The organism is Mycolicibacterium arabiense (assembly GCF_010731815.2).
GTDB lineage: Bacteria > Actinomycetota > Actinomycetes > Mycobacteriales > Mycobacteriaceae > Mycobacterium > Mycobacterium arabiense.
On sequence record NZ_AP022593.1, the window covers coordinates 2,256,786 to 2,276,478 of the forward strand.

The window sequence follows — 19,693 nt, forward strand, 5'->3', positions numbered from 1 at the left end:
CGCCTGGGTGTCGCAGCCACCGGGCGAGCGTAAGCGTTGCCATACCGTATGCGCGCGCATACGATACGCACATGCCTACTTTCGCACCGCAGCATTGCACCGCCGTCCTCGCCTCCGTAACGGTCGTCGACGCCGTCGCGCCCCATCAGTTGACGCTCCCTACACCGTGCGCCGGCTGGGACCTCGCCGAGCTACTCACCCACATGACCGCCCAGCACCACGGTTTCGCGGCCGCCGCGCGCGGCCACGGTGCGGACGCCGACGTCTGGCGGGCCGAGCGCTTCGTTCGTGCCGTCGCCGACGACCCCGCGGGCACCTACGCCGCGGCTGCGCGCGACGTCCTCGCCGCCTTCGACACCGAGGGCATCGACGAAAAGCCGTTCGCCATGCCGGAATTCGGCCCCAATGTCGTGATCCCTGGCGAGCAGGCGATCGGGTTCCACTTCGTCGACTACGCGGTGCACGCATGGGACGTCGCAGTCACCATCGGGGCGCCCTTCGCCCTGCCCGACGACGTGATCGCTGCGTTGGTGCCGGTGGCCATGGCAGTACCCGACGGCGACTTCCGCGACGCGGACGGGTCACCGTTCGCACGTGCACTGCCGTCGGCCGATCACGACGACTTCGCCCGCGTCCTACGGCATCTCGGCCGCGACCCGGGGTGGAGTCAGGCGTATTCGACGGTCACCGGGGCGTGATCCGACCAGCGCAGCGCGTAGGCGTCGGCCCGTTCGACGCGGGCCAGGGTCGCGCGACCGGCCAGCGCCGGCGTGGCGACCTGGTAGTCGATGCGCCAACCCGCGTCGTTGTCGAACGCCTTGCCGCGCCACGACCACCAGCTGTACGGCCCGGGGACCTCGGGGTGCAGGACGCGCACCACGTCGACCCAACCGGTGGTCAGCAGATCGGTCATCCACTGCCGCTCACTGGGTAGGAAGCCCGCCTTCTTGCGGTTGGCCTTCCACGCCTTGATGTCGAGTTCGGTGTGGCCGATGTTCCAGTCGCCGCACACCACGGCGTCGCGGCCGCATTCCAGTAGGTGGGCCATCCGGGTGGCGACGGCGGCCATGAAGCGCTCCTTCTCGAGCTGCCGGTCGGTCTCCGCCTCGCCGGTCGGGAAGTACACGCTGACGACGGTGAGGTCGCCGTCCGGGGTTGCGACGTCGACCTCGAGATAGCGTCCGTGCGAGGCGAATTCGTCGACGTCACCGCCGGGGCCGATCTTCGTACGCGTGACCGGCTTCCGACTTAGCACCGCGACGCCGTTGCGCCCCTTGAGGTGCGGGTCGGCCGAGGCCAGGTGCCAGCCGTCGTTCAGGGCTGGGGCCAGCGCCTCGGCGAGCTGCTCGTCGTCGGCGCGCGTCTCCTGCAGGCAGACGACGTCGGCGCGGGTCGCGGCCAGCCACGGCAGCATGCCGAGGTTGTCGGCCGACCGCTCCTTGACGGCGGCACGAATGCCGTTGACGTTGACGGTGCTCACGATCATCGAGGACATCAGCGCGAGACACTAACCGAGAGCGCCATAGCGGCGGTGCAGTGCCTGGCGCGGGACGTCGAGGATGCGTCCGATCTCGCCCCAGGAGAACCCGGCGACGCGTGCACCTCGGATCGCGTCGACGTAGCGCTGCTTGGCCCGGGCCAGGTCGTCGCGGGCGTCAGCCAGCTCACGCAACCTGGCCCCGCTGACGATCTCGGCGAACACCGGATCCGGGCCGGTGGGCTCGGGTGACCGCGGCGCGGCATCCTCGATCTCCTCCAGCGCTCGGCGGGCGTTGGCCTGAATCGTCGGATCCGTCTCCCACCACGGTCGGTCTCGGAAGGAGTTGGGGTTGGCGTTGGGCTCGGCGCCTGACGAAGCACCTTCGCGGTTGGCGGCGTCATCATTTGATGACACCGCGTCATCATTCGATGACACACCCGGATCGACGACTGCTCGACTCCCGGTCACGCCGGCGTACCCGGCAATATCGCCCGACGCGACGGCCCCCACCAGGCCGCCCCCTCGCCCTGCACCGTCATCATTCGATGACACCGCGTCATCATTTGATGACGCACCCGGATCGACGACTGCTCGACTCTCGGTCGCATCGAGTTCCATCCCGCGAGCATGCCGAGCCGCACCGACACCACCGTCTTGCGATACCGGCGGTATCACCTTTAGTGTCGCCGCATGCCTGAACGCGACCCCATTCACGTCGGAACCGGTGAGCCGATCGTCCTGCTGCACCCGTTCCTGTGCTCGCAGAACGTGTGGCGGACCGTCGCCGACCAGCTCGCCGACACCGGCCGCTTCGAGGTCTTCGCTCCGACGATGCCCGGCCACAACGGCGGCACGCGCTCGGGCACCTGGTTCCTCGAGACCTCCGCCCTGGTCGACGACGTCGAGCGCCGGATGGACAAGCTCGGCTGGGACACCGCGCACATCGTGGGCAACTCCCTCGGCGGCTGGGTCGCATTCGAACTGGAGCGCCGCGGACGCGCCCGCACCCTGACCGGCATCGCCCCCGCGGGCGGATGGGGACAGCACGCCGCCACCAAGTACGAGACGGTGCTCAAGTTCCTGCTCGGCGGCCCGGCGCTGGTCGCGGCCCGGCTGATCGGCCCGCGCATCCTCGAGTACCCCGGGGTGCGCAGGATCGCCACGCTGCCCGTCAGCGGCCCCGCCGACGGCCCGAGCCACGCCGACCTGGTCGCCCTCGTCGACGACGCGACCCACTGCACGGCCTACGTCCAGCTGCTGGTCAAGACGCTCCGACTGCCCGGCCTGCTCGAGCTGGCCAACGTCGCGGCGCCCACGCACCTGGTGCTGTGCGAGAAGGACAGGGTCTTCCCCACCCCGCGCGGCAACCGCTACTTCATCGACAACCTGCCCAAGGACACCCGGGTTACCAGGCTTCCCGGCCTCGGACACATCCCGATGCTCGAGGCGCCCGGTCAGATCACCGAGCTGATCAGCGAGTTCGTCGACGAGCACACCGAGCGCAAGCGGGCGGTGCCGCCCGCGGGTTAACCCTGCGCGGCAGCCAGTGCCTCGTTGAACGTCTTGCTGGGACGCATCACCGACGTGGTCTTCTCGGGGTCCGGGTAGTAGTAGCCGCCGATGTCGACGGCCTCACCCTGGACCTCGTTGAGTTCGGCGACGATCGCCTCCTCGTTCTCGGCGAGGGTCTTGGCGAGCGCGGAGAAGTGCTCGGCCAGTTCCTTGTCGTCGGACTGCCCGGCGATCGCCTCGGCCCAGTACATCGCCAGGTAGAACTGGCTGCCCCGGTTGTCGAGTTCGCCGGTCTTGCGCGACGGGCTCTTGTTCTCCTCGAGCAGTCGTCCGGTCGCGGTGTCCAGCGTCTTGGCCAGGATCCGCGCCCGCTCGTTGTCGTGCTTGTTGCCGAGGTCCTCGAGGCTGACCGCGAGCGCGAGGAACTCGCCAAGCGAATCCCAGCGCAGGTGGTTCTCCTCGACCAGCTGGTGCACGTGCTTGGGCGCCGAGCCGCCGGCCCCCGTCTCGTACAGCCCGCCGCCCGCCATCAACGGCACGATCGAGAGCATCTTGGCACTGGTGCCCAGCTCCAGGATCGGGAAGAGGTCGGTGAGGTAGTCGCGCAGGATGTTGCCGGTCGCGGCGATGGTGTCCTGGCCACGGATCACGCGCTCGATCGTGTACCGCATGGCCCACACCTGCGGCATGATCTGGATCGTCAGACCCTCGGTGTCGTGGTCCTTCAGGTAGGTCTTCACCTTCTTGCGCAGCTCCGCCTCGTGCGGCCGCTCGGTATCGAGCCAGAACACCACAGGCATCCCGGACTCGCGGGCACGGGTGACGGCGAGCTTGACCCAGTCCTGGATCGGCGCGTCCTTGACGATCGGCATGCGCCAGATGTCGCCGGCCTCGACGTTCTGGGTCAGCAGCACCTCACCGGTGTCGACGTCGACGATGTTGGCTACGCCGTCCTCGGCGATCTCGAACGTCTTGTCGTGGCTGCCGTACTCCTCGGCCTTCTGCGCCATCAGCCCGACGTTGGGGACGGTGCCCATCGTGGTCGGGTCGAACTGCCCGTGGGTCTTGCAGAAGTTGATGATCTCCTGGTAGATGCGGGAGAACGTGGACTCGGGGTTGACGGCCTTGGTGTCCTTGGTGCGGCCGTCGGCGCCGTACATCTTGCCGCCGAGACGGATCATCGCGGGCATCGAGGCGTCGACGATGACGTCGCTGGGCGAGTGGAAGTTCGAGATGCCCTTCGCCGAGTCGACCATCGCCAGCTCCGGCCGATGCTCGTGGCACGCGTGCAGGTCGCGGATGATCTCCTCGTGCTGCGACGCGGGCAGCGTCTCGATCTTGCTGTAGAGATCCGACAGGCCGTTGTTGACGTTGACGCCCAACTCGTCGAACAGCTTCTGGTGCTTGGCGAATGCGTCCTTGTAGAACACCTTCACCGCGTGCCCGAAGACGATCGGGTGCGACACCTTCATCATCGTCGCCTTCACGTGCAGCGAGAACATGACGCCGGTCTTGTAGGCGTCCTCCATCTGCTCCTCGTAGAAGTCGCAGAGGGCCTTCTTGCTCATGAACATGCTGTCGATGACGTCACCGTCGCCCAGCGCCACCTCGGGCTTCAAGACGATGGTCTCGCCGGCCCCGCCGTCTTTGGGTGTGGTCTCGAGCACCATCTTGACCTTGCGGTCCTTGTCGATCGTCATCGACTTCTCGCCGTGGTAGAAGTCGCCGTGCTTCATGGTCGCCACGTGGGTGCGGGAGGCCTGCGACCACTCGCTCATGCTGTGCGGGTGCTTGCGGGCGAACTCCTTGACGGCCTTCGGCGCGCGACGGTCCGAGTTGCCTTCGCGAAGCACCGGATTGACCGCGCTGCCGAGACAGGACGCGTAGCGCTCCTTGATCGCCTTCTCTTCGTCGGTCTTGGGCTCGCCCGGGTAGTCCGGCAGGTCGTAACCCTTGGCCTTGAGTTCCTTGATGGCGGCGAGCAGCTGCGGAACCGAGGCGCTGATGTTCGGCAGCTTGATGATGTTGGTCTCTGGGTCTTGGGTCAGGTCGCCGAGTTCGGCCAGGTTGTTCGGCACCCGCTGGTCCTCGGGGAGACGGTCGCTGAACTCGGCGAGTATGCGCGCGGCGACCGAGATGTCGCTCGTCTTCACGTCGATGCCGGCGGCCTCGGCGAAGGTTCGGATCACCGGAAGGAAGGCGTACGTCGCGAGCAGCGGCGCCTCGTCGGTGAGCGTGTAGATGATGCTCGGCTGCTTGTCACCCATGGTCATTCTCCCGGCGTCCAGTCGGTGGTCTCGTGCAGTCCGCGACCCTCGGAATCGCGTCGAATACGAACCTACGCGTTCGTCACCGATGGGTCAGAGGCTCCCCCGGTGGCCGAGAACCCGCTGGCACCACCGCGAGGTCGTGAGCTACGCTTATCAGCGGTCATGAGTGCCAGCGTCAAGCCCCGGCTCGCTGGCCGGCAACCCTCCAACCGCGGTGGGGTGCCCCGGGTGATTGACCAGGTTGGGTAGCCGTCTGCGAAGAGCATGACAGTCGGCCACACGGCAAGCGCGGGTCCGCATCCACGGGCCCCGAAGACAGGGACACCTGGAGGCCCATCATGTGTCGTCATTCGTAGACCCCTCGTGCGCGCTTCTGCTGCGCTGACTCTTGATTCGACTCCCCTCACGTAGGAGCAGACCGACATGTCCACACCCGAAGAAGACCCCACTGTTTCTTGGTCGTTCGAGACCAAGCAGGTACACGCCGGCCAGACCCCCGACATCGCGACAAACGCACGCGCCCTGCCGATCTACCAGACCACGTCGTACACCTTCGACGACACCGCGCACGCCGCGGCGCTGTTCGGCCTCGAGGTCCCCGGCAACATCTACACCCGCATCGGCAACCCCACCACCGACGTCGTCGAGCAGCGCATCGCCGCACTCGAAGGCGGTGTCGCAGCACTGTTCCTGTCGTCCGGGCAGGCCGCCGAGACCTTCGCCATCCTGAACCTCGCAGCCACCGGCGACCACATCGTGTCGAGCCCGCGGCTCTACGGCGGCACCTACAACCTGTTCCACTACTCGCTGCCCAAGCTCGGCATCGAGGTCAGCTTCGTCGAGGATCCCGACGACCTCGAGTCATGGCGTGCCGCGGTCCGGCCGAATACCAAGGCGTTCTTCGCCGAGACCATCTCGAACCCGCAGATCGACGTCCTCGACATCCCCGGCGTCGCGGGTGTGGCGCACGACAGCGGCGTTCCGCTGATCGTCGACAACACCATCGCCACGCCGTATCTCATCCAGCCGCTCGCGCTCGGCGCCGACATCGTGGTGCATTCGGCGACCAAGTACCTCGGCGGCCACGGCTCCGCGATCGCGGGCGTGATCGTCGACGGAGGCGCGTTCGACTGGACCCAGGGCAGGCATCCCGGCTTCACGACGCCGGACCCCAGCTACCACGGCGTAGTGTTCGCCGAACTCGGTCCGCCCGCCTACGCGCTCAAGGCCCGCGTGCAACTGCTGCGCGACTTCGGCTCGTCGGCCGCACCGTTCAACGCCTTCCTGATCGCCCAGGGCCTCGAGACGCTGAGCCTGCGGATGGAGCGTCACGTCGCCAACGCGCAGCGGGTCGCCGAGTTCCTCGCCGAGCGCGACGACGTCGTGTCGGTGAACTACGCCGGGCTGCCCTCGTCACCGTGGTACGAGCTGGGCCGCAAGATCGCCCCCAAGGGCACCGGCGCGGTGCTCGCCTTCGAGCTGGGCGGCGGGGTCGAGGCGGGCAAGGCATTCGTAAACGCGCTGAGCCTGCACAGCCACGTCGCCAACATCGGCGACGTCCGCTCGCTGGTCATCCATCCCGCATCGACCACGCACGCGCAGCTCTCCCCCGAGGAGCAGATCGCGACGGGCGTGACGCCCGGGTTGGTGCGGCTCGCCGTCGGCATCGAAGGGATCGACGACATCCTCGCCGACCTCGAGCAGGGGTTCGCCGCCGCGAAGGTGTTCGGGGGCGCGTCGAGCACGGTGGCATCGGTGTGACACTTCTCGACGAGAGCCGGGCGCTCGTGACCGGCGACCTGCCCGCGGAAGCCGAGATCGGCGTGGTCGACATCGGCGCGCTGACCCTGGAGAGCGGCGTCGTCCTCGACGACGTGTCCATTGCCGTGCAGAGGTGGGGCGAGTTGTCGCCCGAACGCGACAACGTCGTCATGGTGCTGCATGCGCTCACCGGCGACTCGCACGTGACCGGGCCCGCCGGTCCCGACCATCCCACCCCGGGCTGGTGGGACGGCGTCGCCGGGCCGGGCGCACCGATCGACACCGACCGGTGGTGCGCGGTCTCGACCAACGTGCTGGGCGGCTGCCGCGGCTCGACCGGGCCGAGTTCCATTGCGCCCGACGGCAAGCCGTGGGGGTCGAGGTTCCCCGCGATCACCGTGCGCGACCAGGTGCAGGCCGACATCGCCGCGTTGGCGGCGCTGGGCATCACCCGCGTGGCCGCAGTCGTAGGAGGATCGATGGGCGGTGCCCGCGCCCTCGAATGGATCGTGGGTCATCCCGAAACCGTCGGCGCCGCACTGATCCTCGCCGTCGGGGCACGAGCGACGGCCGACCAGATCGGCACGCAGAGCAGCCAGGTCTCGGCCATCAAGGCCGACCCTGACTGGCAGGGCGGCGACTATCACGGCACGGGACGGGCGCCCTACACCGGCATGGACATCGCCCGGCGCTTCGCACACCTCACCTACCGCGGCGAGGAAGAACTCGACGAACGGTTCCGCAACGACGGACAGGTCGGCGAGAACCCCACCGAGGGCGGACGCTACGCCGTGCAGAGCTATCTCGAGTATCAGGGCGGCAAGCTCGCCGCACGCTTCGACCCGGGCACCTACGTCGCGCTGTCGGATGCATTGAGCAGCCACGACGTCGGGCGCGGCCGGGGTGGGGTCGACACTGCGCTCGCCGGCTGCGACGTGCCCGTCGTCGTCGGCGGCATCACCACCGACCGGCTGTATCCCATTCGCCTGCAACGGGAACTGGCCGACCTGCTGCCTGGATGCGCAGAACTCAACGTCGTCGAGTCGGAGTTCGGGCACGACGGCTTCCTGGTCGAGACCGAACAGGTCGGCAAGCTCATCCGGCGGACGCTGGAGCTGGCATCGGGGACGACGCAGAAGTGACCGAGTCCCAGGAACGGTCGCTGTCCTTCGGATCGGCGGCCGCTGCATACGAGCGGGGCAGGCCGTCGTACCCGCCGGAGGCCATCGACTGGCTGCTGCCGTCCACCGCGCGCCACGTGCTCGACCTCGGCGCGGGCACCGGCAAGCTGACCGTGCGACTCGTCGAGCGTGGCCTCGACGTCACCGCCGTCGACCCGATCCCGGAGATGCTCGAGGTGCTCAGCTCGTCGCTGCCGGACACCCCCGCGCTGCTGGGCACGGCCGAGGAGATTCCGCTGCCCGACGACAGCGTCGACGCCGTGCTGGTGGCGCAGGCGTGGCACTGGTTCGACCGGGACCGGGCCAGCGCCGAGATCGCCCGCGTGCTGCGGCCCGGCGGGACCCTGGGCCTGGTGTGGAACACCCGCGACGAACGACTGGGCTGGGTCAGAGATCTGGGGCGCATCATCGGTCACGACGACCCGTCAAAGGACGACGTCACGTTGCCCCCGCTCTTCACCGGGCTGGAGCGTCGCCACTTCGAATGGACGAGTTACCTGACGCCGCAAGCCCTCATCGATCTGGTGGCCTCGCGCAGCTACTGCATCACCTCGCCCGACGAAGTACGCACGCGCACACTGGGACGCGTCCGCGAACTACTGGCCACTCACCCCGCACTGGTGAACACGACCGGCCTTGCGCTGCCCTACGTGACGGTAGGCCTGCGCGCGACGCTCGCCTGAAACTAGCTGGTGCCCAACGGGTCGATGGTCCAGGCGATGTAGAGCATCGCCGCACTGACCGACGCGGTGGTCGCGAAGTCGATCATCCGCGACCGCACCACCAGCAGCCCGGCCCGGTCCTCCGACAACGCCAGGCGCATCACCGCGGCCACCCCGACGCCGATCGCCATGACGAGTGCCCCGCGCCGCCAGTAGCCCGCGATCACCAAACCGAACGCCGCGACGAAGAACAGCCCGACGACCAGGATGGGCCACTGGCCGGCGAACACCTTGCGGGCGAACTCCCTGGGTGTCAACGCACTTTCGCCTCGTCGGCTTCGACGACGTTCGTCAGCAGGAATGCCCGCGTCAGCGGGCCGACGCCACCGGGGTTCGGCGACACGTGGCCCGCGACGTCCCACACGTCGGGCGCCACGTCGCCGACGAGCTTGCCCGCATCGTCGCGACTGACCCCGACGTCGACCACGGCGGCTCCCCGCTTGACCATCTCGGCGGTGACCATGTGCGGGACGCCCGCGGCCGCGATGACGATGTCCGCCTCCCGGGTGAGCTGCGGCAGGTGCCGAGTTGCGGTGTGGCACAACGTCACCGTCGCGTTCTCCGACCGACGGGTGAGCAGCAGACCCATCGGCCTGCCCACCGTCACGCCGCGCCCGATCACGACCACGTGCGCACCGGCGATCTCGACCTCGTAGCGCCGCAGCAGGTGGACGATGCCCCGCGGCGTGCACGGCAGCGCGGCCGGCTCGTTGAGCACGAGCCGGCCGAGGTTGGTCGGGTGCAGCCCGTCGGCGTCCTTGGCCGGATCGATGCGCTCCAGCGCGGCGTTCTCGTCGAGGTGCTTCGGCAGCGGCAACTGCACGATGTAACCGGTGCACTCGGGGTTGGCGTTCAGTTCGTCGATGGTCTCTTCGAGCGTCGCCTGGCTGATGTCGGCGGGCAGGTCGCGACGGATCGACGTGATGCCGACCTTCGCGCAGTCCGCGTGCTTGCCCCGGACGTAGGCGTGCGAGCCGGGGTCGTCGCCGACCAGCACCGTTCCCAGACCCGGCGTGCGTCCGGCGGCGCTCAGAGCCGCCACCCGCTCCTTCAGGTCGGTGAAGATCTCGTCGCGCGTGGCCTTGCCGTCCAAAGTGATCGCTCCCACGGTGTTCATTGTGGCAGGCTCCCGAGAATGGACAGTCAGCCCAATGTGTCCACCGACGTCTTCAGCCCCGCCCGACTGGGGCCCATCACTCTGCGCAACCGGATCATCAAGGCCGCGACGTTCGAGGCGGCTACCCCCCACGCGCTCGTCACCGACGACCTGATCACCTACCACCGCCTTCCCGCCGCAGGCGGAATCGGCATGACGACCGTCGCCTACCTCGCCGTTTCACCCGGCGGCCGGACCGACGGCGCACAGATCTACTGGCGTCCCGAGGCCATCGCTGGGCTACGACGGCTCACCGACGCCATCCACGCCGAGGGTGCGGCCATTAGCGCACAGATCGGTCACGCGGGACCCGTCGCCAACGCCAAGTCGAATAAGGCAAGGGCGCTCGCGCCGGTGCGCTTCTTCAACCCGATCGGGATGCGGTTCGCCAAGGCAGCCAGCCGGCAGGACATCTCCGACGTCATCGCCGCGCACGCGCACGCCGCCCGGTACGCCGTCGACGCCGGTTTCGACGCCGTCGAGGTCCACCTCGGGCACAACTACTTCGCGAGTTCGTTCCTGAGCCCACTGATCAACCGCCGCGACGACGAGTTCGGCGGCTCCCTGGAAAACCGCGCCAAGGTGGCGCGCGGCGTGGTGCGGGCGGTACGCGACGCGGTCGGCGGCCAGATCGCGATCACCGCGAAGCTCACCATGACCGACGGCGTGCGGGGCGGCATCCCGCTGGAGGAGTCGCTGCAGACCGCCAAGTGGCTCGAGGACGACGGTGGCCTCGACGCACTCGAACTGACCGCGGGCAGTTCACTGGTCAACCCGATGTACCTCTTCCGCGGCGACGCACCGATCAAGGAGTTCGCGGGCGCCTTCAAGCCGCCGCTGCGCTGGGGCATCCGGATGACGGGCAAGAAGTTCCTCCGCGAATACCCCTACCGGGAGGCGTTCCTGCTCCGCGACGCCAAGCAGTTCCGCGCCGAGCTGAAGCTGCCGCTGATCCTGCTCGGCGGCATCACCAATCGCGAGACGATGGACCTCGCGATGGCCGAGGGCTTCGACTTCGTCGCGATGGGCAGGGCCCTGCTCGCCGAGCCCGACCTGATCAACCGCATCAAGGCCGACGGCGACGCCCACACCGTGAAGTCGGCGTGCACCCACTGCAACAAGTGCATGGCGACGATCTACAGCCACACCCACTGCGTCGTCACCGGAGCACCGGGCTAACCGCCGCCGGACGTCTTGGAGATCGGCGCCGACTCCGGCACGCGGCGGTCCTCGAACTGCAGCATCCGCTCGTCGCGGACGATCCGCATGCCCGCGGTGAGCAGCAACTTGTTCGGCGAGACGGTGTAGTCCACGCCATCACCGCGAACCCCGAAGCACCCGTTGGCCAGCTCGGTGGCAGGCAGTCGAAGCGGCGCGCGGTCGCGGATGCGCATCCCCCGGTACTCGAACCCGCCGCGCGGGTTGGAGCAGATCACGATCAGGGACAGCGGCGTGCGCCCCAGCGCGGCAGTCTTCATCGGCCCGTCGCAGCGCGCCGTGGTGCCGACGAAGCCCCTGGCATCGGTCGGCCGGTCACCCGGTGCGGCCAGCGCGGCAGGCAAAGACGTACCCGTAGCCACGGAGCCGAAGCCGGCAGCCCCGAGGAGCACCGCCGCAATCGCCGCACGGGTCACGGCCGCCAAGTTCGCCATGCGTCAACGACACCACGTCGTGCCTGCACATGGTTGGTTATGCGCCGTACCAAGACCTAATCGTCACGCGGTCGCAACCAATGTGGGCACGCCACCGGTCATGATCGACCCCACCGACCGGTGAATCGTTTGCTTCGCAACCAGTTGGCAGCCGGCCGTGCCGCCACAGGGGGCCCGCCGAGGCCGCGACCCGCCGCCGACACCGCCTCGTGGGCCGGCCTCGCAGCGCACCCATGCCGTTAGAGTCGTAGCCGATGACGCGACCGACTCCGCCTGCGCTGACCGTCCGACACGACGGATCGTCGCGCACCTTCGCACCCGGCAGCGACGTCGTCGTCGGCCGCGATCTGCGCGCCGACATCCGCATCGCCCACCCACTGACCTCGCGTACCCACCTACTCCTGCGGTACGACCAGGGCCGGTGGGTCGCCGTCGACAACGGCTCGCTCAACGGCGTGTACGTCAACGGGCAGCGCGTTCCCGTCGTCGACATCACCGACGGCCTCAACCTCAACATCGGCAATCCCGACGGGCCTCGGCTGACGTTCGAGGTGGGGCGGCACCAGGGTTCGGTCGGTTCCCCGCCACCCACCGCAGCCGTCCCCGTCGCGGGCCGCCCGAGCACCTCCTGGTCGGCGCAGCAGCCGCACGCCATGTCACCGCAGACGATGCCGCCGCCGCGTCAGCCGTACCCGCCCGGTCAGCCGCCGCGCTACCCGTCCGGTCCCGCGCCCGCGCCGCAGAGCGGCAGGCAGGCCTACCCCCAGGGTCCGCAGACCGGCTACCCGAGTGCGCCGAGCTACCCGAGCGCGCCGCAGCAGCGGTACGCCCAGCCGATCTCCCAGCCGTCCGCCGAACCCGTCACGACGCTGGGGCCGACCGCTGCGCCACGTCAGAGCGAGGGAAACCTCGCGACCAGCATGATGAAGATCCTCCGCCCGGGGCGGGGGGCACCGGAGACCCCGGCGGGCGCGGTCAAGATCGGCCGCGCCACCGACAACGACATCGTCATCCCGGACGTGCTGGCGGGGCGCCACCACGCCAGCCTGGTGATGACCCCCGCCGGCACCGAGATCGTCGACAACCGCAGCATCAACGGCACGTTCGTCAACGGCACCCGCGTCGAGGCCGCACTTCTGCGCGACGGCGACGTGGTCACGATCGGCAACGTCGACCTCGTCTTCGCAGGCGGCAGCCTAGCCCGGCGCACCCAGACCGAGGCGACGGCCACCCGCACCGGCGGCCTCGAGGTCAACGGCGTCACGTGGACCATCGAGGGCAACAAGACGCTGCTGAACAACATCTCGTTGGCCGCGCGCACAGGCACGCTGACCGCGGTGATCGGCCCGTCCGGTGCAGGCAAGTCGACGTTCGCCAAGCTCGTCGCCGGCTACACCCACCCCACCAGCGGCACCGTGACCTTCGAAGGTCACGACATCCACTCCGAGTACGCCTCGCTCCGATCGCGAATCGGAATGGTCCCCCAGGACGACGTGGTGCACGGCCAGCTCACCGTGAAGCAGGCGCTGATGTACGCCGCGGAACTGCGGCTGCCGCCCGACACGACGAAGGAAGACCGCGAGCACGTCGTCATGCAGGTCCTCGAAGAACTCGAGATGACCAAGCATCTGGAGACCCGCGTCGACAAGCTGTCCGGTGGTCAGCGCAAGCGCGCATCGGTGGCGCTCGAACTGCTCACCGGCCCGTCGCTGCTGATCCTCGACGAGCCGACCTCCGGCCTGGACCCTGCGCTCGACCGCCAGGTCATGACAATGCTGCGCCAGCTCGCCGACGCGGGCCGCGTGGTGCTGGTCGTGACCCACTCGCTGACCTACCTCGACGTGTGCGACCAGGTGCTGCTCCTCGCCCCGGGCGGCAAGACCGCGTTCTGCGGGCCGCCCGACCAGATCGGGACGCAGCTGGGCACCACCAACTGGGCGGACATCTTCAGCACGGTCGCTGGCGATCCCGACGCGGCCAGCAGGCGCTACCTCGACCTCAACGGTCCGCCGCCACCGGCACCGCCCGCGGAGCAACCCGCAGACCTTGGCAGCCCGGCGAGCACCAGTGTGATGCACCAGTTCTCGACGATCGCCCGGCGCCAGATGCGGCTCATCGTCTCCGACCGCGGCTACTTCATCTTCCTGGCGATCCTCCCGTTCATCATGGGTGTGCTGTCACTGTCCGTGCCCGGCTCCACCGGTTTCGGTCAGCCCTCCCCCGTCGGCGACGCGCCCAATCAGCCGGGCCAGGTGCTGGTCCTGCTCAACGTGGGCGCCATCTTCATGGGGACCGCACTGACCGTTCGCGACCTGATCGGCGAACGCGCGATCTTCCTCCGCGAACAGGCGGTGGGTCTGTCGACGTCGGCCTACCTGTTGGCGAAGGTCTGCATCTACTCGGTGTTCGCGATCGTGCAGTCCGCCATCGTCACCGGGATCACGCTGATCGGCGTCGGCGCGCCGCAGAACGGCGCGGTGGTGCTGGGCGACGGCGAGGTCGCCGCCTCGATCGAGTTGTTCATCGGCATGGCCGCCACGACCGTCTGCGCGGCGACGGTGGGCCTCGCGCTGTCGGCGCTGGCCAAGACCAGCGAGCAGATCATGCCGCTGCTGGTCGTCGCGATCATGTCGCAGCTGGTGTTCTCCGGCGGTCTGATTCCTGTCACGGGTCGCCTCGGGCTCGACCAGCTGTCGTGGATCACGCCGGCCCGCTGGGGCTTCGGCGCCACGGCATCGACGGTGGGCGTGACCGACATGGTGAAGCCGCCGATCATGCCGGACGACTCGCACTGGAAGCACACGTCGGACGCGTGGCTGTTCGACATGGCCATGCTGGGCGTGCTGTCGATCTTCTACGTGTGCTTCGTACGCTTCAAGATTCGGCTCAAGGCCGGCTGACGGGCGCTTGCCGGGTCGTTCAGGTAGCGCTCACGGACAGGCTTACTCGAACATCGTCGCGCTGAGCGCTATCTCGATGACGGCTCGTGCTCACTCGGCGTGTACCCCTGGGTGCACCGCGGCCATTGTGCGCTGTCCCAGTAGCCGCGCTGGTGCACGATCAGGCCGTCACGCACCAGGAAGAAGCCGCAGCCCCGGAACCCGTCCGGGTCGGTCCACTCCAGCGCCGCCCACTCCCCGTCGACGACCAGGTTGATCGGTTCGCACGTCAGTGGTCCCCCGGCGAACGTCTCGCGGTGGAACTGGGCGATCGCCGCCCGCCCCACGACGGGCTGCAGTGCGATCTGATGGTTGACGGCGTCCTCGGCGTAGACCATGGCGATGCCGTCGGCATCACCGGCGTTGAACAGGGTCAGCCATCGTGCGATCGTGGCTCGGGTCGACATGGTGCCGGTCTATCGCACGAACCGACCAGCTGGCAACCGCTTTCAGTCGGCGAGCACCAGGCCGTGGGCCACCGCGTAGGCGACCGCCTGGTCGACGTCGACCCGCGCGCCGCGCATCTCGACGGTGGTCCAGAACGTCGCGTCGACGCGGGCGCCACGCAGATCGGCCTTGCCGAACCTCGCGTTCTGGGTGCGTGCCCCGGAGAGGTCGGCGCGACGCAGCACCGCCTCTCGTAGGTTCGCGCCCACCAGACTCGCCTCGCGGAGGCGGCAGTCCGACAGGTCCACCTTCTGCAGGTCGCATCCGCCGAGCACGCTGAGCGTCAAGTCGACCTCCTGCAGCGTGATCGGGCGCAGGCGGCACTCGGTGAAGACCGAGCCCAGCAGGCTGCACTGGCGAAACGTGCTGTGCGCCAGCGCCGTCCGACGGAAGTCGCAGTTGCGGAACGCCGAGCCCAGATGCTCGGACTCGGTCATGTCGACACCGCTGAAGTTGCACTCGGTGAACACCACCCGCTCGGTGCGTAGCCGGCTGAGGTCCTGGTCGCGGAAGTCGTGCCCGACGTACTCCCGGTCGATCCAGATGTCGTCGGTATCGACCACGTCAGCCGGTCATCGAGCTGACGTTCATCAGCGCGTACTCGGTGAGCGCGATCAGCGAGGCACGCGCCGAGTGCCGGTCGCGCGCGTCGACGAGCACCACCGGAACGTGGTCGGGCAACGCGAGCGCTGTGCGCACCGCCTCCGCCGAATACCGTCGCGTGCCGTCGAACTCGTTGACCGCGATGAGGAACGGCATCTTGCGGGCCTCGAAGAAGTCGACGGCCGCGAAGCTGTCCTGCAGGCGCCGCACGTCGACCAGGATGATCGCGCCGATCGCTCCGCGCACCAAGTCGTCCCACATGAACCAGAAGCGCCGCTGCCCGGGAGTGCCGAACAGGTACAGGATCAGGTCGTCGGCCAGCGTGATGCGGCCGAAGTCCATCGCGACGGTCGTGGTGTTCTTGTCCGGCGTGGCGTCGAGCCCGTCGAGGCCCGACGAGGCGTTGGTGACGATGGCCTCGGTGCGCAGCGGCACGATCTCGGAGACGGCGCCGACGAATGTGGTCTTGCCTGCGCCGAAACCACCGGAGACGACGATCTTCGTGGAGGCGGATGAGCGCTTGCGCGAAGACTCCGAGCCGGATGAGCGCGTGCGCTCAGAGTGCCCGTAGCCCACGCAGCGTCCTCCCTATGAGTTCCCGCCGTTCCTCGATCGTCGCCGATTCCGACAACGTGGCGTTCACCCGAAGATACCCCTGCGCCACGAGATCACCGATCAGCACGCGCGCAACGCCGAGCGGCAAGTCGAGCCGCGCAGCGACCTCCGCGACGGACGTGTCGCCGCCGCCGAGATCGACGATCCTGGCCCGGACGTCGCTGCCCGGCCAGCGTGCCGGTGGGCTCGGTTCGACCGTCGCGATCGTCGCCTCGAGCGGCAGATCCATGCGCGGCGCGGTGCGGCCCGCGGTCAGGATGTAGGGCCGCACCAGGTTGGGCTCAGCGGGGGAACCGCCGTTACGCCAGCCGTCGCGCACCTGATCCACGTCGACTCACCCCCGGTGCGCGGAGCGGCGCCCGGACTGCACCACGGCGCCCACCCGCTCAACCAGGATGGCCATCTCGTAGCCGATCTGTCCGATGTCGCACGACCTGGTCGCCAGGGTGGCGAGGTGCGACCCGTCGCCGACGCGCATCAACAGTAGGTAGCCGTTCTCCATCTCGACGACCGACTGCAGCACGTAACCGCCCTCGAACAGTTGCGCCGCACCGCTGGACAGGCTCGCCAGACCCGACGCCACCGCAGCCAGTTGATCCGCCCGTTCGACCGGCATGTGCGCGCTGGCCGCCATCAGCAGCCCGTCGGCGGACACCAGGATGGCGTGCGACACCCCGGCGACCTCGTCGGCGAACCTGGCGACCAGCCAGTCAAGGGAGTCGCGCTGGGCGGAACGGGTCATTCGCGGTCGGTCTCCCTGCTCTCGCGGACGTGGTTGCGGCCGGCGTGCACGCCGCCGAAATGACTACTCATGCTGGCGCGCACGGCTTCCGGGTCGCGCGCGGGCATCGGACGTGACTCGTCGGCGGTCCGGTTCTGCGCACCGTTCGAGCCGTTGGCGCCGACGCCGTTGCGGTCATCACGGTCGGCGGCGCCGGGAACCAGCCGCGCGCCGGGCTGCCGCACGGGCAGGCCGTCGTCGGTGTGCTGAGCGACGGGTGCCTCCTCGGCCGCCGCGGCCGCCGACCAACCCTTGTCCCACACCGTCTGCCAATCGAGGTCGGTGCTCTGGGCGAGTTCGTGCGGGTCGTCGATGAGCCACTCCGACAGCATCTTGTCGAAGATGCTGCCGTCACCGCTGCCCCCTGCGCGGGCTTCGGCCGGGTCGCTCGGCGGTCGGGGTTCGCGTTGGGGCCGTTGCGGTTCGGGTTGGGGCGGTTCGGGTCGGGGCGGTGGTGCCTCGGCTGCCGCGTGCGCGCGTGATGCGAAGAACGCGGAGGTGTCGGTCGGTGCCTGCTCATCGGTTCGCGGGACGAGTTCGGTGAACTCCGCTGGCCCAGGGGGGATGTCGGTGATGCCGCTGGCACCCGGTCTGCGTTGCGGGAGGAACGACACCGGCACGTCGACGTGGCCGTTGCGGTCTACCGGTTCCGCTGCCGGTTCTTCTGCCGGTTCGCCGATGACGAACTCGTCGGTGTCCGGGGCGTCCTCGGTGTACTCGGCGAATTCGTCGTAGCCGACCTCAGCAGATTCCGCGGCGGCGGGTTCGGGCTCGGCTGCCGCCTGGGCTGCGGCAGGGATCGGCGCACCGTTGCGCAGCAGCAACTCCGCGGGCACGTACACACCCGCCGTGGTGCCCGAGTTGCGCTCGCCCGCAGTGGTATTGCGTAGCCGGACCACCAATCCGTGCTGGCCAGCGAGGCGCCCGACGACGAACAGGCCCATGTGCCGGGCCGTGTACGGGTTGACCTCGCCACCGGACTGCAGCCGAGCGTTGGCGACCCGGAGATCGGCGTCGGTCATGCCGAGGCCGACGTCACTGATCTCCACGACGAGGCCGCCGTTGCCGGTGTGCACCGCGGACACCCGCACCTGCGAGACCGGCGGCGAGTAGCGCAGTGCGTTGTCGAGCAGCTCGGCCAGCAGGTGCACGAGGTCGCCCGCGACCACCCCGAGCACCTCGCTGTCCGGAACCCCCGCCGTGACGACCCGCGTGTAGTCCTCCACTTCGGAAGCCGCGGCGTCGACCAGCGCCGCGACCGGCACGGGCTCAGCGTGTTCGCGGGGCACCTTCGATCCCGCGAGCACCAGCAGGTTTGCGCCGTTGCGTCGCATGCGGGCCGCCAGGTGGTCCAGTCGGAACAGGCTCCGCAGACGCTCCGGGTCTTCCTCGTCGCGCTCGAGGTGGTCGATGAGCGACAGCTGCTGGTCCACCAGCGACCGACTTCGGCGCGACAGAGTCTCGAACATGTCGCCGAGTTGCACCTGCAGCCGCGACTGTTCGCCAGCGAGCAGGACGGCCTGCTCGTGCAGTTCGTCGACCGCGTGGGCGACCTGCCCGATCTCCTCGGTGGTGTACACCGGCAGCGGCTCGATCTGGTGCACCTCGCCACCGGAGCGAACCCGGTCGAGTTCACGCGCCAAGTCCTCGTGCGCCACCCGCAACGCACCGTCGCGAAGCCGGCGCAACGGCCGGATCAGAGTGGTCGCGACGATCGCCACCAACAGCAGCGCGAGCAGCAGGGCGATGCCAACGATCACCGAGTCGCGAATGGCCTCGCTGCGCGTGGCCGCTGCCTGATCCTCGACACCGGAGGTGACGTCCGCGGTGGTCCGGTCGATCACCTGGCGGGCGATGTCACCGGTGGTCCGGATTGACTCCGAGATCTCGGGGTTGTTGACCAGCGGTACCGCCGGATCGGACATGAGCGCCATCCGGCGCACCATCTCGGCCTGCAGCTTCTCGGCGTCCGGGGAGCCGACCCCGAGCACCTGCACCATGCCGAACAGCGTGGAGGGCTCGGTGCCTGCCAGCGTGATCATCGACGTCCGCAGTTCGGGTTCGGGCACCTGCGCCCCGAGGTTGACCAGCAACTGCTGCATGACCATCTGGCCGCGCGCGCCCATCGCCCTGGACAGCCCCAGCGCGTCGGCACGGATGCGCTCGTCGTCGACGCGGACCGACCCGTTCACGGCGTCCTCCGCGGTGAGCAGGATCGGCGCGTACCTGGTGATCCGGTCGCGCAGGGCAATGCTGTTGGCCGCCACCTGATCGAGCAGCGACTGCCCGTCGTCGAGCAGCGAGTTCACGCCGCCGGCCACGTCGGGCACGACGTCGGTGGTACCGAGTCGGCGCTGCAGTTCCTGCTTGGCTGCGTCGTAGTCGGCAATCGCCGATGCGCTGTCACCGCCGGTCGAATTGGCCAGCAGGGCAGATTCGAGGGCCGCCGTATAGCGCTCGATGGCGGGCACCATCTCCGCGCGGTCGGCGGCCACTCGCAAATCGGCTGCCGCATTCCACCCGGAGTAGATCCGCAGACCGCCGAATGCGCCTGCCAGCAACAGCGGCACCAAT

The 19,693-nt window shown here is 68.9% G+C and carries 19 protein-coding genes and 1 riboswitch; of the genes, 7 read left to right on the forward strand and 12 right to left on the reverse strand.

Features of this window, described 5'->3' with window-relative positions:
• Positions 1 to 71 precede the first annotated feature (71 nt).
• Complete coding sequence (locus tag G6N61_RS12545; RefSeq protein WP_163918824.1) at positions 72 to 698, forward strand: TIGR03086 family metal-binding protein; 627 nt, start codon at positions 72 to 74, stop codon at positions 696 to 698.
• Here G6N61_RS12545 and G6N61_RS12550 read toward each other — a convergent pair.
• Both G6N61_RS12550 and G6N61_RS30830 read right to left on the reverse strand, forming a co-directional pair.
• Positions 668 to 1,486 (reverse strand): exodeoxyribonuclease III, encoded by an 819-nt coding sequence (locus G6N61_RS12550; RefSeq protein ID WP_163924784.1) that lies wholly within the window; start codon positions 1,484 to 1,486, stop codon positions 668 to 670. The two genes, G6N61_RS12545 and G6N61_RS12550, sit on opposite strands and share 31 nt — an antisense overlap.
• 21 nt (positions 1,487 to 1,507) lie before the next feature.
• On the reverse strand, positions 1,508 to 1,894 hold the full coding sequence (locus G6N61_RS30830) for a hypothetical protein (protein ID WP_235887510.1): 387 nt from the start codon (positions 1,892 to 1,894) through the stop codon (positions 1,508 to 1,510).
• A 276-nt stretch (positions 1,895 to 2,170) separates the two neighbouring features.
• Between G6N61_RS30830 and G6N61_RS12560 the strand changes: the two genes are divergently transcribed.
• Positions 2,171 to 3,010, forward strand: coding sequence for an epoxide hydrolase EphH (locus G6N61_RS12560; protein WP_163918825.1), 840 nt, complete (start codon positions 2,171 to 2,173; stop codon positions 3,008 to 3,010).
• On the opposite strand, the gene G6N61_RS12565 is transcribed toward G6N61_RS12560, so the two are convergent.
• Positions 3,007 to 5,259, reverse strand: coding sequence for an NADP-dependent isocitrate dehydrogenase (locus G6N61_RS12565; protein ID WP_163918826.1), 2,253 nt, complete (start codon positions 5,257 to 5,259; stop codon positions 3,007 to 3,009). The genes G6N61_RS12560 and G6N61_RS12565 overlap by 4 nt on opposite strands.
• A gap of 161 nt (positions 5,260 to 5,420) precedes the next feature.
• Positions 5,421 to 5,557, forward strand: a riboswitch (SAM riboswitch).
• 128 nt (positions 5,558 to 5,685) lie between these two features.
• Here G6N61_RS12565 and G6N61_RS12570 point away from each other — a divergent pair.
• From G6N61_RS12570 to G6N61_RS12580, 3 genes are read left to right on the forward strand one after another with little or no spacing between them, the layout of a single operon-like run.
• Positions 5,686 to 7,023 carry a bifunctional o-acetylhomoserine/o-acetylserine sulfhydrylase gene (locus G6N61_RS12570; protein WP_163918827.1) on the forward strand — a complete coding sequence of 446 codons (1,338 nt, stop codon included), beginning with the start codon at positions 5,686 to 5,688 and terminating at the stop codon, positions 7,021 to 7,023.
• Positions 7,020 to 8,165 carry a homoserine O-acetyltransferase MetX gene (metX, locus tag G6N61_RS12575; RefSeq protein WP_163918828.1) on the forward strand — a complete coding sequence of 382 codons (1,146 nt, stop codon included), beginning with the start codon at positions 7,020 to 7,022 and terminating at the stop codon, positions 8,163 to 8,165. Before G6N61_RS12570 ends, metX begins: the two co-directional genes overlap by 4 nt.
• A complete protein-coding gene (locus tag G6N61_RS12580; protein WP_170314449.1) occupies positions 8,162 to 8,887 on the forward strand; it encodes a class I SAM-dependent methyltransferase in 726 nt (241 codons plus the stop codon). Before metX ends, G6N61_RS12580 begins: the two co-directional genes overlap by 4 nt.
• A 2-nt stretch (positions 8,888 to 8,889) precedes the next feature.
• Here G6N61_RS12580 and G6N61_RS12585 read toward each other — a convergent pair whose 3' ends face one another.
• Positions 8,890 to 9,183: a DUF3017 domain-containing protein gene (locus G6N61_RS12585; RefSeq protein WP_163918830.1), complete on the reverse strand. Its 294-nt coding sequence runs from the start codon at positions 9,181 to 9,183 to the stop codon at positions 8,890 to 8,892.
• Complete coding sequence (locus tag G6N61_RS12590; protein ID WP_179973669.1) at positions 9,180 to 10,034, reverse strand: bifunctional methylenetetrahydrofolate dehydrogenase/methenyltetrahydrofolate cyclohydrolase; 855 nt, start codon at positions 10,032 to 10,034, stop codon at positions 9,180 to 9,182. Before G6N61_RS12590 ends, G6N61_RS12585 begins: the two co-directional genes overlap by 4 nt.
• 27 nt (positions 10,035 to 10,061) lie before the next feature.
• On the opposite strand from G6N61_RS12590, the gene G6N61_RS12595 reads away from it, so the two are divergent.
• Entirely contained in the window at positions 10,062 to 11,261 is a 1,200-nt protein-coding gene (locus G6N61_RS12595; protein WP_163918832.1) for an NADH:flavin oxidoreductase, read from the forward strand.
• Here the strand turns inward: G6N61_RS12595 and G6N61_RS12600 are convergent.
• Positions 11,258 to 11,734 (reverse strand): hypothetical protein, encoded by a 477-nt coding sequence (locus tag G6N61_RS12600; protein ID WP_163918833.1) that lies wholly within the window; start codon positions 11,732 to 11,734, stop codon positions 11,258 to 11,260. The two genes, G6N61_RS12595 and G6N61_RS12600, sit on opposite strands and share 4 nt — an antisense overlap.
• 254 nt (positions 11,735 to 11,988) lie before the next feature.
• Here G6N61_RS12600 and G6N61_RS12605 point away from each other — a divergent pair, with 254 nt between their 5' ends.
• Entirely contained in the window at positions 11,989 to 14,634 is a 2,646-nt protein-coding gene (locus G6N61_RS12605) for an ATP-binding cassette domain-containing protein (protein WP_163918834.1), read from the forward strand.
• 68 nt (positions 14,635 to 14,702) lie between these two features.
• Here the strand turns inward: G6N61_RS12605 and G6N61_RS12610 are convergent, their stop codons facing one another.
• From G6N61_RS12610 to G6N61_RS12635, 6 genes are all read right to left on the reverse strand, one after another.
• On the reverse strand, positions 14,703 to 15,080 hold the full coding sequence (locus tag G6N61_RS12610) for a nuclear transport factor 2 family protein (RefSeq protein WP_163918835.1): 378 nt from the start codon (positions 15,078 to 15,080) through the stop codon (positions 14,703 to 14,705).
• A 42-nt stretch (positions 15,081 to 15,122) separates the two neighbouring features.
• The gene (locus G6N61_RS12615) at positions 15,123 to 15,683 is read right to left on the reverse strand and encodes a pentapeptide repeat-containing protein (RefSeq protein ID WP_163918836.1); all 561 of its coding nucleotides are present in this window, start codon (positions 15,681 to 15,683) and stop codon (positions 15,123 to 15,125) included.
• A gap of 1 nt (position 15,684) precedes the next feature.
• Positions 15,685 to 16,299 (reverse strand): GTP-binding protein, encoded by a 615-nt coding sequence (locus G6N61_RS12620; protein ID WP_163918837.1) that lies wholly within the window; start codon positions 16,297 to 16,299, stop codon positions 15,685 to 15,687.
• Complete coding sequence (locus G6N61_RS12625) at positions 16,280 to 16,567, reverse strand: DUF742 domain-containing protein (protein ID WP_235887627.1); 288 nt, start codon at positions 16,565 to 16,567, stop codon at positions 16,280 to 16,282. The genes G6N61_RS12620 and G6N61_RS12625 overlap by 20 nt, the downstream gene beginning before the upstream one ends.
• Before the next feature lie 105 nt (positions 16,568 to 16,672).
• Complete coding sequence (locus G6N61_RS12630) at positions 16,673 to 17,080, reverse strand: roadblock/LC7 domain-containing protein (RefSeq protein ID WP_163918838.1); 408 nt, start codon at positions 17,078 to 17,080, stop codon at positions 16,673 to 16,675.
• Positions 17,077 to 19,689, reverse strand: coding sequence for a HAMP domain-containing sensor histidine kinase (locus G6N61_RS12635; RefSeq protein WP_235887511.1), 2,613 nt, complete (start codon positions 19,687 to 19,689; stop codon positions 17,077 to 17,079). Before G6N61_RS12635 ends, G6N61_RS12630 begins: the two co-directional genes overlap by 4 nt.
• Positions 19,690 to 19,693: the final 4 nt, after the last annotated feature.

What these genes read in the sequence shown, in the direction of transcription:
- G6N61_RS12545 (WP_163918824.1), top strand. Translation starts at nt 72, where the DNA reads ATGCCTACTTTCGCACCGCAGCATTGCACCGCCGTCCTCGCCTCCGTA.
- G6N61_RS12550 (WP_163924784.1), bottom strand. Translation starts at nt 1,486, where the DNA reads ATGATCGTGAGCACCGTCAACGTCAACGGCATTCGTGCCGCCGTCAAG.
- G6N61_RS12560 (WP_163918825.1), top strand. Translation starts at nt 2,171, where the DNA reads ATGCCTGAACGCGACCCCATTCACGTCGGAACCGGTGAGCCGATCGTC.
- G6N61_RS12565 (WP_163918826.1), bottom strand. Translation starts at nt 5,259, where the DNA reads ATGGGTGACAAGCAGCCGAGCATCATCTACACGCTCACCGACGAGGCG.
- G6N61_RS12570 (WP_163918827.1), top strand. Translation starts at nt 5,686, where the DNA reads ATGTCCACACCCGAAGAAGACCCCACTGTTTCTTGGTCGTTCGAGACC.
- G6N61_RS12595 (WP_163918832.1), top strand. Translation starts at nt 10,062, where the DNA reads ATGGACAGTCAGCCCAATGTGTCCACCGACGTCTTCAGCCCCGCCCGA.
- G6N61_RS12600 (WP_163918833.1), bottom strand. Translation starts at nt 11,734, where the DNA reads ATGGCGAACTTGGCGGCCGTGACCCGTGCGGCGATTGCGGCGGTGCTC.
- G6N61_RS12605 (WP_163918834.1), top strand. Translation starts at nt 11,989, where the DNA reads ATGACGCGACCGACTCCGCCTGCGCTGACCGTCCGACACGACGGATCG.
- G6N61_RS12610 (WP_163918835.1), bottom strand. Translation starts at nt 15,080, where the DNA reads ATGTCGACCCGAGCCACGATCGCACGATGGCTGACCCTGTTCAACGCC.
- G6N61_RS12625 (WP_235887627.1), bottom strand. Translation starts at nt 16,567, where the DNA reads ATGGATCTGCCGCTCGAGGCGACGATCGCGACGGTCGAACCGAGCCCA.
- G6N61_RS12630 (WP_163918838.1), bottom strand. Translation starts at nt 17,080, where the DNA reads ATGACCCGTTCCGCCCAGCGCGACTCCCTTGACTGGCTGGTCGCCAGG.